Source organism: Arcicella rosea (assembly GCF_040543805.1).
In the GTDB taxonomy this organism is placed as follows: domain Bacteria; phylum Bacteroidota; class Bacteroidia; order Cytophagales; family Spirosomataceae; genus Arcicella; species Arcicella rosea.
Genome location: NZ_JBEUMS010000015.1, coordinates 41,425 through 56,053 on the forward strand (window position 1 = coordinate 41,425; position 14,629 = coordinate 56,053).

11 protein-coding genes are annotated in these 14,629 nt (G+C 35.7%); 6 read left to right on the forward strand and 5 right to left on the reverse strand.

Annotation, left to right across the window (positions count from 1 at the left end; all coding sequences use genetic code 11):
- Positions 1 to 62: 62 nt before the first annotated feature.
- The 6 genes from ABID42_RS18130 to ABID42_RS18155 all read left to right on the forward strand — a co-directional run bounded on the left by ABID42_RS18130 (position 63) and on the right by ABID42_RS18155 (position 6,714).
- Entirely contained in the window at positions 63 to 650 is a 588-nt protein-coding gene (locus ABID42_RS18130; RefSeq protein WP_367284885.1) for a LemA family protein, read from the forward strand.
- Positions 651 to 928: 278 nt separating this feature from the next.
- A complete protein-coding gene (locus tag ABID42_RS18135) occupies positions 929 to 1,363 on the forward strand; it encodes a TPM domain-containing protein (RefSeq protein WP_367284886.1) in 435 nt (144 codons plus the stop codon).
- A gap of 45 nt (positions 1,364 to 1,408) precedes the next feature.
- Complete coding sequence (locus ABID42_RS18140) at positions 1,409 to 2,188, forward strand: TPM domain-containing protein (RefSeq protein ID WP_367284887.1); 780 nt, start codon at positions 1,409 to 1,411, stop codon at positions 2,186 to 2,188.
- Positions 2,189 to 2,311: 123 nt separating this feature from the next.
- Positions 2,312 to 2,884 (forward strand): D-sedoheptulose 7-phosphate isomerase, encoded by a 573-nt coding sequence (lpcA, locus tag ABID42_RS18145; RefSeq protein ID WP_367284888.1) that lies wholly within the window; start codon positions 2,312 to 2,314, stop codon positions 2,882 to 2,884.
- Between the two features lie 212 nt (positions 2,885 to 3,096).
- Complete coding sequence (locus ABID42_RS18150; RefSeq protein ID WP_367284889.1) at positions 3,097 to 6,111, forward strand: AsmA-like C-terminal region-containing protein; 3,015 nt, start codon at positions 3,097 to 3,099, stop codon at positions 6,109 to 6,111.
- Between the two features lie 93 nt (positions 6,112 to 6,204).
- Positions 6,205 to 6,714 carry a DUF1905 domain-containing protein gene (locus tag ABID42_RS18155; RefSeq protein WP_367284890.1) on the forward strand — a complete coding sequence of 170 codons (510 nt, stop codon included), beginning with the start codon at positions 6,205 to 6,207 and terminating at the stop codon, positions 6,712 to 6,714.
- An 81-nt stretch (positions 6,715 to 6,795) separates the two neighbouring features.
- On the opposite strand, the gene gyrB is transcribed toward ABID42_RS18155, so the two are convergent.
- From gyrB to ABID42_RS18180, 5 genes are all read right to left on the reverse strand, one after another.
- Complete coding sequence (gene gyrB / locus ABID42_RS18160) at positions 6,796 to 8,763, reverse strand: DNA topoisomerase (ATP-hydrolyzing) subunit B (protein WP_367284891.1); 1,968 nt, start codon at positions 8,761 to 8,763, stop codon at positions 6,796 to 6,798.
- Positions 8,764 to 9,109: 346 nt separating this feature from the next.
- Positions 9,110 to 10,630, reverse strand: a complete 1,521-nt coding sequence (gene purH, locus ABID42_RS18165; RefSeq protein WP_367284892.1) for a bifunctional phosphoribosylaminoimidazolecarboxamide formyltransferase/IMP cyclohydrolase — start codon at positions 10,628 to 10,630, stop codon at positions 9,110 to 9,112.
- 213 nt (positions 10,631 to 10,843) lie between these two features.
- A complete protein-coding gene (locus ABID42_RS18170) occupies positions 10,844 to 12,640 on the reverse strand; it encodes a D-alanine--D-alanine ligase family protein (protein ID WP_367284893.1) in 1,797 nt (598 codons plus the stop codon).
- Positions 12,641 to 12,824: 184 nt separating this feature from the next.
- On the reverse strand, positions 12,825 to 13,076 hold the full coding sequence (locus ABID42_RS18175; protein WP_184129078.1) for a NifU family protein: 252 nt from the start codon (positions 13,074 to 13,076) through the stop codon (positions 12,825 to 12,827).
- Positions 13,077 to 13,151: 75 nt separating this feature from the next.
- Positions 13,152 to 14,255, reverse strand: a complete 1,104-nt coding sequence (locus tag ABID42_RS18180) for an Mrp/NBP35 family ATP-binding protein (RefSeq protein WP_323256413.1) — start codon at positions 14,253 to 14,255, stop codon at positions 13,152 to 13,154.
- Positions 14,256 to 14,629: the final 374 nt, after the last annotated feature.

Sequence of the window (14,629 nt, forward strand, 5' to 3'; positions counted from 1 at the left end):
AGAGTGGTATAATTATTTTACCTTTGTAATACATCACATATTCACATTAAATAATTAAAACTATGTCAAAAGGACTTCTTATTGGATTAGGTGTTGCCGCATTATTGTTATTCTGGGGTATTGGTGTCAGAAACGGCATGGCGACCGAAAATCAGGAGGTTGAAGCATCTTGGGCGAAAGTACAAACTGCTTATCAACGTCGTGCAGATTTGATTCCAAATTTAGTAAAAACGGTTCAAGGAGTAGCCAACTTTGAAAAAAGTACTTTAACCGATGTAATCAATGCACGTGCGAGTGCAAGCCAGATTAAATTAGACGCTAAGGATTTAACGCCTGAAAATATGCAGAAATATCAAGCGGCACAAAGCCAGTTAAGTGGCTCATTATCTCGTTTGATGGTTGTTGCAGAAAGTTATCCACAACTGAAAGCTACTGAGAGTTTCTCGGAATTACAGTCGCAATTAGAAGGAACTGAAAACCGTATCAAAGAAGAGCGTGACCGTTTCAACGATACTGTAAAAGGTTATAACAACAAAATTGTTACTTTCCCGAATAGCTTAATTGCAAGTTTTTCAGGATTCACAACCAAAGGCTATTTTGAAGCTGACGCTGGCGCATCAAAAGCTCCAACTGTTGATTTTGGAAAATAGTTTTTCGATGAAATAGCACAAGGCGAAAAGCAGAAAACAAGATAAATTTTCGCTTTTCGCCTTTTTTATTGAGTGAATTAGTGATTGAGTGAGTTAGTGATTTTTTTGAGTTGTGAGTTATCAATTAGTGAATTGTGAATTAGTGAAAATATGTTTTATAATAATCACTAATTCAGTGACCCACTCAATCACTCATTAAAAAAATCACTAACTCACAATTCACTCAATCACTTATTAAAAAATCACTAATTCACAATTCACTAATTCACTAAATAGACATGCCTCAGAACTTTTTTAATGAAGTACAGAAAGCACAGATTGTCAAGGCAATTCAGGCAGCAGAATTGAATAGTTCTGGAGAAATCCGATTGCATATCGAGAAGAATTGTCCCAAGCCAAACGTGTTAGATAGAGCCAAAGAAGTATTTCAAGAAATTGGAATGACCAACACTGCACAACAAAATGGTGTACTCTTTTACTTGGCAGTTGAAGACCGAAAATTTGCAGTCATTGGCGATAAAGGAATTGACAAAGTAGTACCTGATGATTTTTGGGAATCGACCAAAGAATTATTAAAAAGTCATTTTTCGCAAGGACTTTTTACCGAGGGATTCATCAAAGCAATTCATTTAGCTGGCGAACAGTTAAAACATTACTTTCCTTATCAAAAAGACGATACAAACGAATTGCCAGACGAAATTTCGTTTGGCTAAATAAGCCCAAACCTTTTCTGAGAAGGAAGGGATTTCTTTATGAAGATGTTTAAGAAATTTTCAATTTATATACTCTGGACGCTCTTTAGTTTTTCACTATTGTCAGTTCATTCGCTTGTAATTGCACAAAATATTCCAGCCAAACCTAGTCCACAAAGATTAGTGAACGATTATGTGAATATTTTGACCAGTCCAGAACGAGAATCATTAGAGCAAAAACTCAGAGGTTATGCCGATTCTACCTCAACACAATTAACCATTGTAATTGTAAAAAACACAGGAGAATCTGACCCTTACGATTTTGCCATGAAAATTGCGAAAGATTGGGGCGTTGGTCAGAAAGACAAAAACAATGGTTTAGTACTTTTATGGGCAACTGAAACTCGTAAAATCAGAATCGTAACGGGGCGAGGTATGGAAGCAACCATTACGGATGCCATTGCTAAAAGAATCATCAATCGAACACTTTCACCCAATTTCAAAGCAGGTTTATGGTACCAAGGTTTGGATGAAGCCACAACAGAAATGATGAGAAGAGCTTCTGGTGAATTTAAAGCAGATGAGAAAGATGATGGTGGAGGTTTTGGTTTCTTGTTCATTGTATTTATCATCGTAATTATCGTTTTAATCATTGCTTCACGCAACAGACGTGGTGGTGGTGGCGGCGGTTTTAACAGTGGCGGTTGGGGTGGACCAATCATTTTCACTGGTGGTGGTTTTGGCGGTGGACACTCTGGCGGAGGAAGTAGTGGTGGTGGTGGTTTCGACTTCGGCGGTTTCGGAGGTGGAGACTTTGGCGGTGGCGGTGCTGGCGGAGATTATTAAGCATAATAAACAATATAGGAAGGCTTCGTTTCGACGAGGCCTTTTCTATTTCAGCCCTTGCTACAAGATTTATAATAATGTTTCGTAATTTTGATTAACATTAAAATAAACATAGAAAAATTCGTGATTGATATTATTGCACAAGAACTCAACGAAGCACAATTAGTACTTCAAAACTTTATTGCTAATCCAAAAAATCTTGCTGATATTCAAGCTGCTGCCCAAATAATGGCTGATGCCATTCGTGATGGAAACAAAATAATTTCTTGTGGAAATGGTGGCTCACATTGTGATGCGATGCACTTTGCAGAAGAGTTATCGGGTCGCTATCGTGACGACCGCCGTTCTTTAGCTGCTATTGCCATTTCTGATGTTTCTCATATTTCTTGTGTAAGTAACGATTATGGTTTTGACCATATTTTTTCTCGTTTTGTAGAAGGTTTAGGAAATAAAGGGGATGTTTTGTTAGGTATTTCTACAAGTGGGAATTCTGCCAATATTATCAAGGCGGTTGAAGCGGCTAAAGCCAAAGGCATGAAAATTGTATTACTTACTGGGAAAGACGGTGGAAAATTAGATGGACAAGCTGATGTAGAAATCAGAGTCCCACATTTCGGCTATGCCGACCGTATTCAAGAAGTACATATTAAAGTAATTCATATTTTGATTTTATTGATTGAAAAGTTGGTGATTTAGTTTAAGATTTGAGGACTAAAAGACTGTAAGACTAAAGATTTGGGTAAGAGCAAATGATTAAAAGATTTTAGAATCTATGGATGTGAAAACTTAATATTAAAGTCTTAAATCTATAATCTAATGTTTCTAGTCCTTAAGTCATCAAGTCAGTGTAAGTCTTCCAGTCAGTCCTAAAGTCTTTTAGTCTTAAAATCCTAAAGTCTCACAAAACCATGAAAAAAGCCTTAATCATTCTAGTTTCGATTATTACTTTATTTGCTGTCGTGCTTTTTGCAGTGCCTTTCTTTTTTAAGGATACTATTCAAGCAAAGGTCAACGAAGAAATTCAGAAAAAAGTAAAGGCAAAAGTTTATTATAATGATTTTGACTTATCTTTTTTCAAACATTTCCCTTCATTAACCATTTCTTTGACAGACTTTGGTGTGGTTGGTTATTCGCCTTTTTCAAGTGATACTTTGGTGCAAGCCAAAGAGTTTTCTTTAGCAGCCGATTTAAAATCAATTATTTCTGGAGATAAAGTAGCCATCAATTCAATCGCTATTGAAAGTCCAAAAATCTTGATTAAAGTATTGCCAGATGGCTCTGCCAATTATGATATTTATAGAACAGATTCGCTACAAGTTCAGCAAGAAGAGACAAAAACCAAAAGTAATTTTAATGTCGGAATTGAATCATGGAAATTGACCAACGGGCAAATTACTTATGATGATAGACTGAAAAATACTTTTGTATTACTTCAAAACATTACACATGAAGGTTCTGGAAATATTGGTGCTGAAATCTATGATTTGACGACCAATACTCAGGTTGAAAAAGCATCTATCAGTTACGGAGGCACAGAATACATGCACGACAAAACATTGTCGGCGGATATGAAAATCAATATTGACCAAGCAAAAAGTAAGTATTCTTTCACTAAAAATTCATGGAAGGTTAATGATTTCACCTTGAATTTTGACGGCTCAGTAGCCATGCCTGATACATCAAATATTGTATTAGACATTACTTATTCTTCGCCAGAAAATACTTTTAAAAACTTACTTTCATTGGTGCCAAATATCTATACAGATAAGTTCAAAGACGTTGATGCTGATGGAAATGTACAATTTAATGGTTTTGTAAAAGGAACGATGAATGCTACTTCATTTCCTACTTATGCCTTCAATTTATTGGTAGAAAATGCCATGTTCCAATATCCCAATTTACCAACGGCAGTTACGGGAATCAACCTTGATTTTAAAGCAAGTAATACCACGAACGACCTTAACAATTCGGTATTGAACATCAAGAAATTCAACATGAATTTGGGCAAAAACCCTATCAATGCACGTGCTATGATAGAAGGTTTGGGAAAATCAAAAGTAGATGCGGATGTGGTTGCGAAAATTGATTTACAGCAAATTGGACAAATTTTCCCGATGAAAGGCTTAGAAATGCGTGGACTTTACAGCATGGATTTAAAAGCAAAAGGTACTTATGATTCCCTGACAAAAGCATTTCCACAAGTAAATGCAGTAATGAGTTTAGCGAACGGATACATTAAATCTGACCAATTTCCACAACCCATTCAAGATCTGAATGTTAAAGCCAATTTAGTGAATACCAACGCTGCTTTAGCTTCTACTCGTTTGGCCATTACGGAGATGAGAATGGTTTTAGATGGCGAACCTTTTACGGCTAATGGAGTAATTGAAAACTTTGAAAATTACAATTGGGATATTAAAGCAAAGGGAAAAATAGATTTAACCAAAATGACCAAAATCTATCCTTTGACTGACATGACTTTGAAAGGAAAAATTGATGCAGATATAGAAACCAAAGGAAAAATGTCGGACGTGAAAGCAAAACGTTATGCTAGTTTGCCTACTTCTGGAAAAGCAACCATGCAGAATTTTGAATTTGTTTCAAAAGAATACCCACAAGGAGTAAAAGTTACTTCTGCGGACATGACTTTCACGCCAACAGCCATTAAAGTAACAAATGCAAAGGGTTTCTTAGGCACAAGTGATTTTGTGGCAGATGGAACATTTACCAATTACATGGATTATGCCTTGAACAATGGTACAGTAAAAGGTAAAATGAATGTAAAATCGAATAAATTCAATGTGAATGAATGGATGACGGATAGTCCAAAAACTACTGCTGCTGGAGGAACTGCACAGCCGTTACAAGTAGTTGAAATTCCTAAAAATATTGAGTTGGTGATGGATTCTGACATTGGAGAAGCACTGTATAGTCAGATGAAAATGCAAAATATCAAAGGTGCGTTGGTTGTAGGAAATGGCGCTGTGAAAATGCAAAACGTAGCTTTTCAATCTTTGGGAGGAAAATTCACGACGAGCGGAACTTACAATACTTCCAATTTAGCCCATCCTCTATTTGACTTCGCCTTGAACCTTGAAAATATTGAAATTGCTCAGGCTTATCAACATTTGAATATCGTAAAATCCTTGATGCCAGTAGCGCAATATTTAATTGGCAATGTAACTTCAAAATTACAAATCGGTGGAGAATTAGGACAAGATATGATGCCAAAAATCAATTCCTTGACTGGCGATGGCTTGATGAAAGTATTGCAAGCAACAGTTTCAGAAAGTAATCCTTTGGTTCAGAAATTGGTAGAAACCACCAAAATTGCTAAATTAAAGGAAACCAAATTGAGTAATTTATTAATGCAATTTGAAATCAAAGATGGAACATTTGGTGTAAAACCATTTGATATTAAATTTGAAGATTATAAAATTACAGCGAGCGGTCGTCATGGTTTGACGGGTTCAATGGATTATAATTTACTCTTGGATGTACCTTCTGGCAAAATAGGTGAAGCTTTTGGCAATGTATTTCAAAAATGGACAGGTAAAAATCTTCAAGGAACGGATAGAGTAAAATTTGATTTACAGTTAGGTGGAACACTCAAAAACCCAGCTTTTGGTTTTAAAGGAAGTAGTACAGCAAATTCTTTAAAAGATGTTGCCAAAGCTACTTTGCAAGCACAAATTGATGAGGGCAAAAATAAAGTATTGGATCAACTTAATATCAAAAAAGATGCCTTGCCTGCGCAAATTTTAGACAAAGATGCGATGGAAGCAAAAGCGAAAACTACAGCAGATAGTATCAAGAAAGCAGCGGCAGACAAAGCAAAAAAACTATTAGAAAGTCAGAAGAAAAGCGTTATCAATGGACTTTTCAATAAATTTGGAAAACCTGCTAAAAAAGATACAGTTTAGTTTAAGCGATTGGTGATTAAAATTTTCAGGAAGCATTGCATATAATTTAAAGACAATTCTAATCACTAAGAACTAAAAAAATCACTAAGCAAAATGGTTATTTTCACAGCGATACTTCAAAAGTTTGATAAGAAAGGAGAAAAAACTGGCTGGACTTATTTTGAAGTACCAGCGGATATTGCACAGCAAATCAAAGCGGATACTCGTGTAAGTTTTAGAGTAAAAGGTAAAATAGATGAATTTTCGATAAAATTGGTCGCTCTTATCCCAATGGGTGAGGGTGATTTTATTTTGCCCATTAATGCACAAATAAGGAAAGGGATTCGAAAAACTGATGGTGCAAGCGTACAAGTAAGTTTGGAAGAAGATAAAAGTGAGTTAACTATTTCTCCTGAACTATTAATATGCCTAGAAGATGATGCAGTTGCCTCAAAAGCTTTTCATGCAATGCCAAAAAGTCACCAATTTTATTACAGTAAATGGATTGAATCAGCAAAAACTATTGAAACTAAAACCAAACGCATCGCTATGACTGTCCAAAGCCTAGCAATGGGTATGGATTACGGGCAAATGTTGAGGTATTTTAGAGATTTAGGAAAGTAAAGTTTTGATAGATATTCCAACAAAAAACCCACAAGAATTTTAATCCTTGTGGGTTTTATATTTTATCATGACTAATATTAGCTACACATCAATTTTAGCATATTTCGCATTTTTCTCAATAAATTCTCTACGTGGTGGTACTTCATCACCCATCAACATTGAGAACAAATGGTCAGCTTCAACAGCAGATTCAATGGTTACTTGTTTCAAAGTACGAGTATCTGGATTCATCGTAGTTTCCCACAATTGTTCAGCGTTCATCTCTCCAAGACCTTTGTAACGTTGTACGCCAACAGAGTCCTCTTTACCATTACCAGCAATACGTTTGATGGCTTGCTCACGTTGTGTTTCTGTCCAACAATATTCCATTTGTTGTCCTTTTTTCACTTGGTATAATGGCGGTTGTGCGATATAGATATAACCTTTATCCAATAAATCTTTCATATAACGGAAGAAGAAAGTCAAAATCAACGTTCTGATGTGAGAACCATCGACATCGGCATCCGTCATGATGATTACTTTATGGTAGCGTAATTTTTCAGTATTCAAGGCTCTTTCATCACCATCTCTACCAAAACTTACTCCTAAAGCAGTAATCATATTCTTGATTTCTTCACTTTCGTAAATCTTATATTCTTGCGCTTTTTCAACGTTCAAGATTTTACCTCTTAATGGCAAAATTGCTTGGAATGCACGGTTACGACCTTGTTTGGCAGTTCCACCTGCCGAGTCCCCTTCTACTAAGTATAATTCACAAACGTGTGGGTCATTATCAGAACAGTCAGCTAATTTACCCGGTAAAGAGTTTCCACCTAAAACGGTTTTACGCTGCACCATTTCACGAGCTTTACGAGCAGCATGACGAGCCTGAGCCGCCAATACAACTTTCGCAACAATCTGACGAGCCTCTTTTGGATGTTCTTCCAACCAAGATTCTAACATATCAGACATCGCTGCAGAAACCGCACCTGAAACTTCACCGTTACCTAATTTAGTTTTGGTTTGTCCTTCAAATTGTGGTTCTGCTACTTTTACAGAAATTACCGCCGTTAAACCTTCACGGAAGTCATCTCCAACAATATCAATTTTTAATTTATCTAAAGCACCTGATTTATCCGCATAGTTTTTCAACGTACGAGTCAAAGCACCACGGAAACCTGCTACGTGTGTACCGCCTTCAATCGTATTGATGTTGTTTACATACGACACTACATTTTCTGTATATGAAGTATTATACATCATCGCTACTTGTACTGGAACACCATTTTTATCACCTTCCATATAGATTGGTGCTTCAATGATTTTATCACGGCTAGCATCCAAATACAATACAAATTCACTTAAACCACCTTCTGAGTAGAATAAATCAGTTTTAGGTTCGCCATTTTCATCTAAATCACGAAGGTCGGTCAAACTAATTTTGATACCAGCATTCAAGAATGAAAGTTCACGTAAACGACCCGCAACGGTTTCGTATTTGTATTCAGTTACTGTAAAAATTGATTCATCTGGCTTGAAAGTAACGGTTGTTCCGTGATTTTCAGTTGTTCCGATTTCTCTTACAGCATATTGTGGAATACCTATTTTATATTCTTGTTCAAATACTTTTCCTTCACGGTAAACAGTAACTTTCAAATCTGTAGAAAGCGCATTCACACAAGAAACCCCCACACCATGCAAACCACCAGATACTTTATAAGTGTCTTTATCGAATTTACCACCAGCGTGAAGCACCGTCATTACAACCTCCAAAGCCGATTTTTTCTCTTTTGTGTGCATTCCAGTTGGAATACCACGACCGTTATCTTCAACAGTAATTGAATTATTGGTATTGATGGTTACTTTAATCGTATCACAATGACCCGCAAGTGCCTCATCAATTGAGTTATCAACAACTTCCCAAATTAAGTGGTGAAGACCTTTAAATCCAGTATCACCAATATACATGGATGGACGTTTTCTTACTGCCTCTAGGCCCTCAAGGACCTGTATGTTGTCGGCATCATAATTTGCTCTACTGTTTTCTTCTGGTTCTTGAAATTCTGACATATTTTATTTGATTTTGGAAGGTTGACCTTAGAGGTCGCTTATATTTTCTATATAAACGACAAAATCACCTCTTCCATTTTCATTTATATTTTTTGAAGATTTTTGTAACGTGGTCTTTTAATTACGCAATTTGCTTTATTTCCAATTAAAAAGTAAAAATACAAAAAACCTATCAAATCATCTAACGTTTGTGGTTTTTTGCGTAGAATTCGGGCTAAAAATGGGGCTTTTTTCTAGAATTGATGAAATGAAAATTTAGCTTGCATTTTACTCGTTAAAATAAGGCAAAAAACCTCGCTCAAATCATGAGCGAGGTTCTATAAAAATCATTTTAAATTCCTGATTTTTAGTGCTTAAAGTGTCTTACACCAGTCATTACCATTGCTAAATCATTAGCATCGCAATAAGCTACAGAATCTTTGTCTTTAATTGAACCTCCTGGCTGAACTACCGCAGTAATTCCAGCTTTATGAGCAATTTCAACGCAGTCTGGGAATGGGAAGAAAGCATCAGAAGCCATTACTGAACCTTGTAAATCAAAACCAAATTCAGCTGCTTTGTCAATCGCTTGTTTCAAAGCATCTACTCTTGAAGTTTGACCAACACCAGAAGCCAAAAGTTGACCTTCTTTTGCTAAAATAATCGTGTTTGACTTAGTATGCTTACAGATTTTCAAGGCAAATTCTAAAGCACGTAATTCAGAATCAGTTGGTGCTTTTGTCGTTACAGTTTTGAAATCAGCAACAGTTTCAGTAGCTAAATCTTTATCTTGTTCCAATACGCCATTCAACAATGTTTTGAACATCATTTTTGAATTTTGTACAGGTTTACGTTTCAATAAAATACGATTTTTCTTAGATTTTAATACTTCTAAAGCTTCTTCAGTAAAATCTGGAGCAATTAAAATTTCGAAGAATAAAGTATTCATTTCTTCTGCCGCAGCTTTATCAACTGTTCCATTAGTTGCTAAAACGCCTCCAAAAGCAGAAATAGTATCACAAGCAAAAGCATTCAAATACGCTTGGTGAACAGTTTCAGCAGAAGCTACACCACAAGCATTGGTATGTTTGATAATTACAAAAGATGTTTCCTTGAATTCATCCAACAAAGTAATACAAGCATCAACGTCAACAAGGTTGTTGTACGACAACTCTTTTCCATGCAATTTATCAAACAAAGCCGCTAAATCACCATAGAAAGTAGCTGATTGATGCGGGTTTTCGCCATAACGAAGGGTACTTTGTGGCAACGATTTAAAATCGTAAATATCAGTTTTGTTGCCATTAAAATACGCATGAATAGCAGTATCGTAATGAGAAGAAGTACCAAAAGCCAACATCGCAAAACGCTTACGGTCTGATAAATCAGTTCCGCAGTTTTTAGCTTGTAAAATAGAAAGTACTTCAGCGTATTGTGTACGTGACGAAACTATCAATACGTCGTTGTAGTTTTTCGCTGCACCACGAATTAAAGAAATACCACCGATGTCAATTTTCTCAATAATATCATCTTCAGATGCTCCACTCGCAACAGTTTCCTCAAAAGGATATAAATCAACAATTACTAAATCAATTGAAGGAATTTCATATTGAGCAGCCGTAGCTACATCGCCTTCATGATCACGACGATAAAGAATACCACCGAAAACTTTTGGATGAAGTGTTTTTACTCTTCCTCCGAAAATAGAAGGATAACTTGTTAGGTCTTCAACTGCCGTAACAGGAATACCTAATTCTTCAATAAAAGTTTGCGTACCACCCGTCGAGTATAATTTTACTCCATTTTGATGAAGTAATTCGACAATCGGAGCAAGTCCGTCTTTGTAATAAACCGAAATAAGAGCTGATTGTATTTTTTTGGAAGACATGATTTTGGGATTCTGAGCAACAAGTAATTTACCTATAACTCAAAGATTGTTCAAACGAAGATGCAAAATTAATAGATTTTGTATTTTTCATAGTATTTTCAACGAAAATTATCCGAATACAGTGATTATTTTTAGATTAATTTCTTTCAAAAAGCACAAAAGCCAGTGAAAATCATATTCACTGGCTTTTGAAGTAATCAATAAAATCATTTTTTATAAATATACTGGCAAATCAATGCTGAAATCAATCGTACAAATTGACGTTAAATCTGCGATTTCAGTCAATTTTTCACGAGAAATTTGTTCTACTACTCCTACTTTTTTACCAGTATAATGTAAAGTGATTCTTTCGGCTTTAATTCTGGTTTCTGCAATTAAAGGATGAATTGAACCATCCAATACTTTAGCAATATCTTCTGCAAATTCCTTGAACATCAAATTGGTTGGCAATAAGTACAATTCTTCATTCAAATGATTTTCACCTGTTACAAAAACTGGAACTGGATAAAATTCTGTAGAAGCCGCTAACGTTGAATACACTTTTCGGGCTTTCACAAAACTTTCTTCTTGGGCTTCTGGCGAAAATCCTCCGAAAATAATCGCTACTTTTTGTCTATCATCAAGCTCTTCAATTCTTTTGGCAATGGCAACATCAAGTTTCGTTAATAATTGCTGAAACTTAAAAGTACTTTTGCCAGTACGCATTCTTTCCCGAATCGACTGACGAATAAAGTACGTTATAGAATCCGTCACATTCAAACCAATTTCAGCCATTTGTTTAAAAATGATAGAAGTTGGCGACATTCCCGGAATCGTATTTGGGTCGTGTAGAATTACTTTACCTTCTGGCGTAACAAAACCGTCAATACGAGTACAAACACCAAATTTTAGCGAATCAAATGCTTTTTTCACATCCGCCTGTACTTGTTGATTGTTTTCTAAAGAAGTAGTAATCGGGATTTTCTTACGAGTAGCTGACGATTGATATTTTGCTTTAAAATCAAATACTTCAACATTTGCTACGATTTCGGTTGGCGGTAAAGCTACAGATTCGCAATCTGGATTTTGAATCACACCACAGCTAAATTCTTGTCCTTTTACAAAACCTTCAATCAAAATAGCATCTTCCGAATTCATTGAAATCAAGGCTACGTTTTCTTGAGATTGCTCGAAATGAGCTGAAATTTTTGTTAATAACTCAGCAGGATGATAGACAACTTCACCATTCATCGAAACTGGCAAACCAATTCCTTCATCCAAATTTGCCATTCTTTGTACAAATTCCTGATGCTCAACACTGTTCCATTCTTCCAAAGATACTTCTCTGATAAACAAACATTGTTTTACGGCTTTTACAAAATCTTCAACCACATCTTTCTTCACAAAAGCCACACCAATTGATGAACCTTGATGCGGAGCTTTCACCACGAAAGGCAAACCAACAGAAGCTTTTACTTCTTCAAAAAGTTTAGTAGCATCTTTACTTTCAAAATATTCACGGCTGATACTGGTTGTTTTTTTATCCAAACCAACAGCCAAACGAATTAAATCGTTTTGGGCAATTTTATCAATTCCGATAGATGAACCCATTAAGCTTGGTCCAGAATATGGTACTCCATACCATTCTAACAAACCCTGAATACTTCCGTCTTCACAAGCTGGTCCGTGCATGGCGATAAATACAAAATCAAATTTCTTTGAAAATTGCTCTGGTGTAATACGTTCGCCAACTTCTGCAATAATTTTATTTAATTCATCTTCAGACAATTCACCTAAAGATTCAACATAAATACTGTAATCACCTTGATAAGATTTTGGAGGATAAAAATCACGAATCGAAGTAGAATATACTAATTCAGGTTTTAAAACAATAAAATTCCCAAGACCATCCACAAAAACAGGAATCGGTTCAAAAAGAGTTTTATCAATATTTTCCATTGCGGTTTTACCTCCAGCAAAACTGATTTCACGCTCACGAGCAGGCCCGCCAAAGAAGATGCCTATTTTCATAAAAGGGATTGATTTTTCGATGTTGAATGGATGAAAGAAAAACGGATAACGAAATAATAGTGAATCAAGACATATCATCTAAAATCCGAAAGCTGACGACTGAATTCCGATAAGCAAAGTTAAGAAAAAACCCTTGTAGAATTGCGCTACAAGGGTTTTTGATTTATGTCTAATTCATATAGAATTACATATTTACGGCTTCTACCTTAATAATTTCTGGTACTTCACGAAGAATGGTTTCTTCAATACCTCCACGGAAAGTCATTGCAGACATCGAACATGCACTACAAGCACCAACCAATTCGAGGCGAAGGATGTTACCATCTACAATCTCAAGTACTCTTACATTTCCTCCGTCGGCTACTAAGTAAGGACGAATTTTATCTAAGGCTTTTTCTATTTTTTCCTGTAAAGGATATTCAACGGTTGTTTCCATAAAATGTATCACGCAGAAAAAGAACTCTTTATTGCGTTTTAATGGTAATATTTCTCTCAAATATACTAGAAAAAACTACACTTTTACTTGTACAGGCTTGGTCTTTTCTTTTGTTGCATTTCTAATAGCAACTTGTTGAGCTAACAATTCAGCCGATTTTTTGAAAGCAGTTGCAATAATACTATCGCTCATTACGGCAGGTTTTCCATCGTCACCAGCTTCTCTGATACTTTGTACTAAAGGAATTTCACCTAATAAATCTGTTTCGTATTTTGTTGCTAAATTCTTTCCGCCGTCTTTTCCGAAAATATAATACTTATTATCAGGTAATTCTTCTGGCGTAAAATATGCCATATTTTCAATGACGCCTAAAACTGGCACATTAATTTGTGGCTGACGGAAAAACATTAATCCTTTGGTAGCATCTGCCAAAGCTACTTTTTGTGGAGTCGTTACAATCACTGCACCTGTAACTGGTACTAATTGCACCAAAGAAAGGTGAATATCAGAAGTACCTGGAGGTAAATCAATCAATAAATAATCTAATTCTCCCCAATGAGTATCACTAAAAAACTGACGTAAAGCTTGCGTTGCCATTGGACCTCTCCAAGGTACTGGATTGTCTTGTGGAGCAAGAAAACCCATTGAAATCATTTTGATGCCGTATTGCATGATAGGTTGAATCATGTTTTTGCCATCAATTTGGCTTACTAAAGGTTGCATATCCTCAGCACCAAACATTACTGGAATAGAAGGTCCAGAAATATCCGCATCAATAATACCAACTTTAGCGCCTGAAAGCTTCAGTGCCATCGCTAAATTGGCGGTTACAGTAGATTTCCCTACTCCACCTTTTCCTGAAGCAATCGCAATAATATTTTTTACATTTGGTAAAAGCGTTGTCCCCATTCTTGACGAAGTAACATCTGCCGTCATATCAATTACAACACTTAGGTTTTCGTCAACATGTGTATGAATCGCTTCTTCGCATTCTTTACGAATTCTTTCTTTTAATGGACAAGCCGGAGTAGTAAGTACTACCGTAAAACGAACTTCACCTACGCCTAATTCAATGTCTTTAATCATATTGAGCGTCACCAAATCTTTCTTCAAATCTGGTTCTTGTACTGTTGACAAGGCTCTGATGATGTCTTCTTTTTTTATTTTTAAATCGCCCATTTTTATGTTTTAAAGGTTGTGCTTTTTCAAAAAATCTAATAATTTCTACTTGAAAAAACCTTTATTAATCATACAAAACACTTCTAATAAAATTGAACGACAAAGATAAGCTCAAAGTTTCGATTTGGAAGTCGAGAAATTAAAAAAGGTGATTTTAAGATATTCCATTGTGGCATATTCAAGTCAATTCACTCTTCAAAATAGCGCTAAAGAATTAGCATTTGTTAATCAAAAGCATGTTTTTAAAGCGTATTTATACACAATCATTCAAGTAGCAAATCAGCTAAAATAGCAGTTTAAGCCTTACAAAGTGATGTTTTAAACCAACAATCAAGCGATTCAGCTCAAAACCCACTTATCAACAGGCCTTACTT

Coding starts and splice junctions, on each gene's coding strand:
- ABID42_RS18130 (WP_367284885.1), top strand. CDS start 63: ATGTCAAAAGGACTTCTTATTGGATTAGGTGTTGCCGCATTATTGTTA.
- ABID42_RS18135 (WP_367284886.1), top strand. CDS start 929: ATGCCTCAGAACTTTTTTAATGAAGTACAGAAAGCACAGATTGTCAAG.
- ABID42_RS18140 (WP_367284887.1), top strand. CDS start 1,409: ATGTTTAAGAAATTTTCAATTTATATACTCTGGACGCTCTTTAGTTTT.
- ABID42_RS18150 (WP_367284889.1), top strand. CDS start 3,097: ATGAAAAAAGCCTTAATCATTCTAGTTTCGATTATTACTTTATTTGCT.
- ABID42_RS18155 (WP_367284890.1), top strand. CDS start 6,205: ATGGTTATTTTCACAGCGATACTTCAAAAGTTTGATAAGAAAGGAGAA.
- gyrB (WP_367284891.1), bottom strand. CDS start 8,763: ATGTCAGAATTTCAAGAACCAGAAGAAAACAGTAGAGCAAATTATGAT.
- purH (WP_367284892.1), bottom strand. CDS start 10,630: ATGTCTTCCAAAAAAATACAATCAGCTCTTATTTCGGTTTATTACAAA.
- ABID42_RS18170 (WP_367284893.1), bottom strand. CDS start 12,640: ATGAAAATAGGCATCTTCTTTGGCGGGCCTGCTCGTGAGCGTGAAATC.
- ABID42_RS18175 (WP_184129078.1), bottom strand. CDS start 13,076: ATGGAAACAACCGTTGAATATCCTTTACAGGAAAAAATAGAAAAAGCC.
- ABID42_RS18180 (WP_323256413.1), bottom strand. CDS start 14,255: ATGGGCGATTTAAAAATAAAAAAAGAAGACATCATCAGAGCCTTGTCA.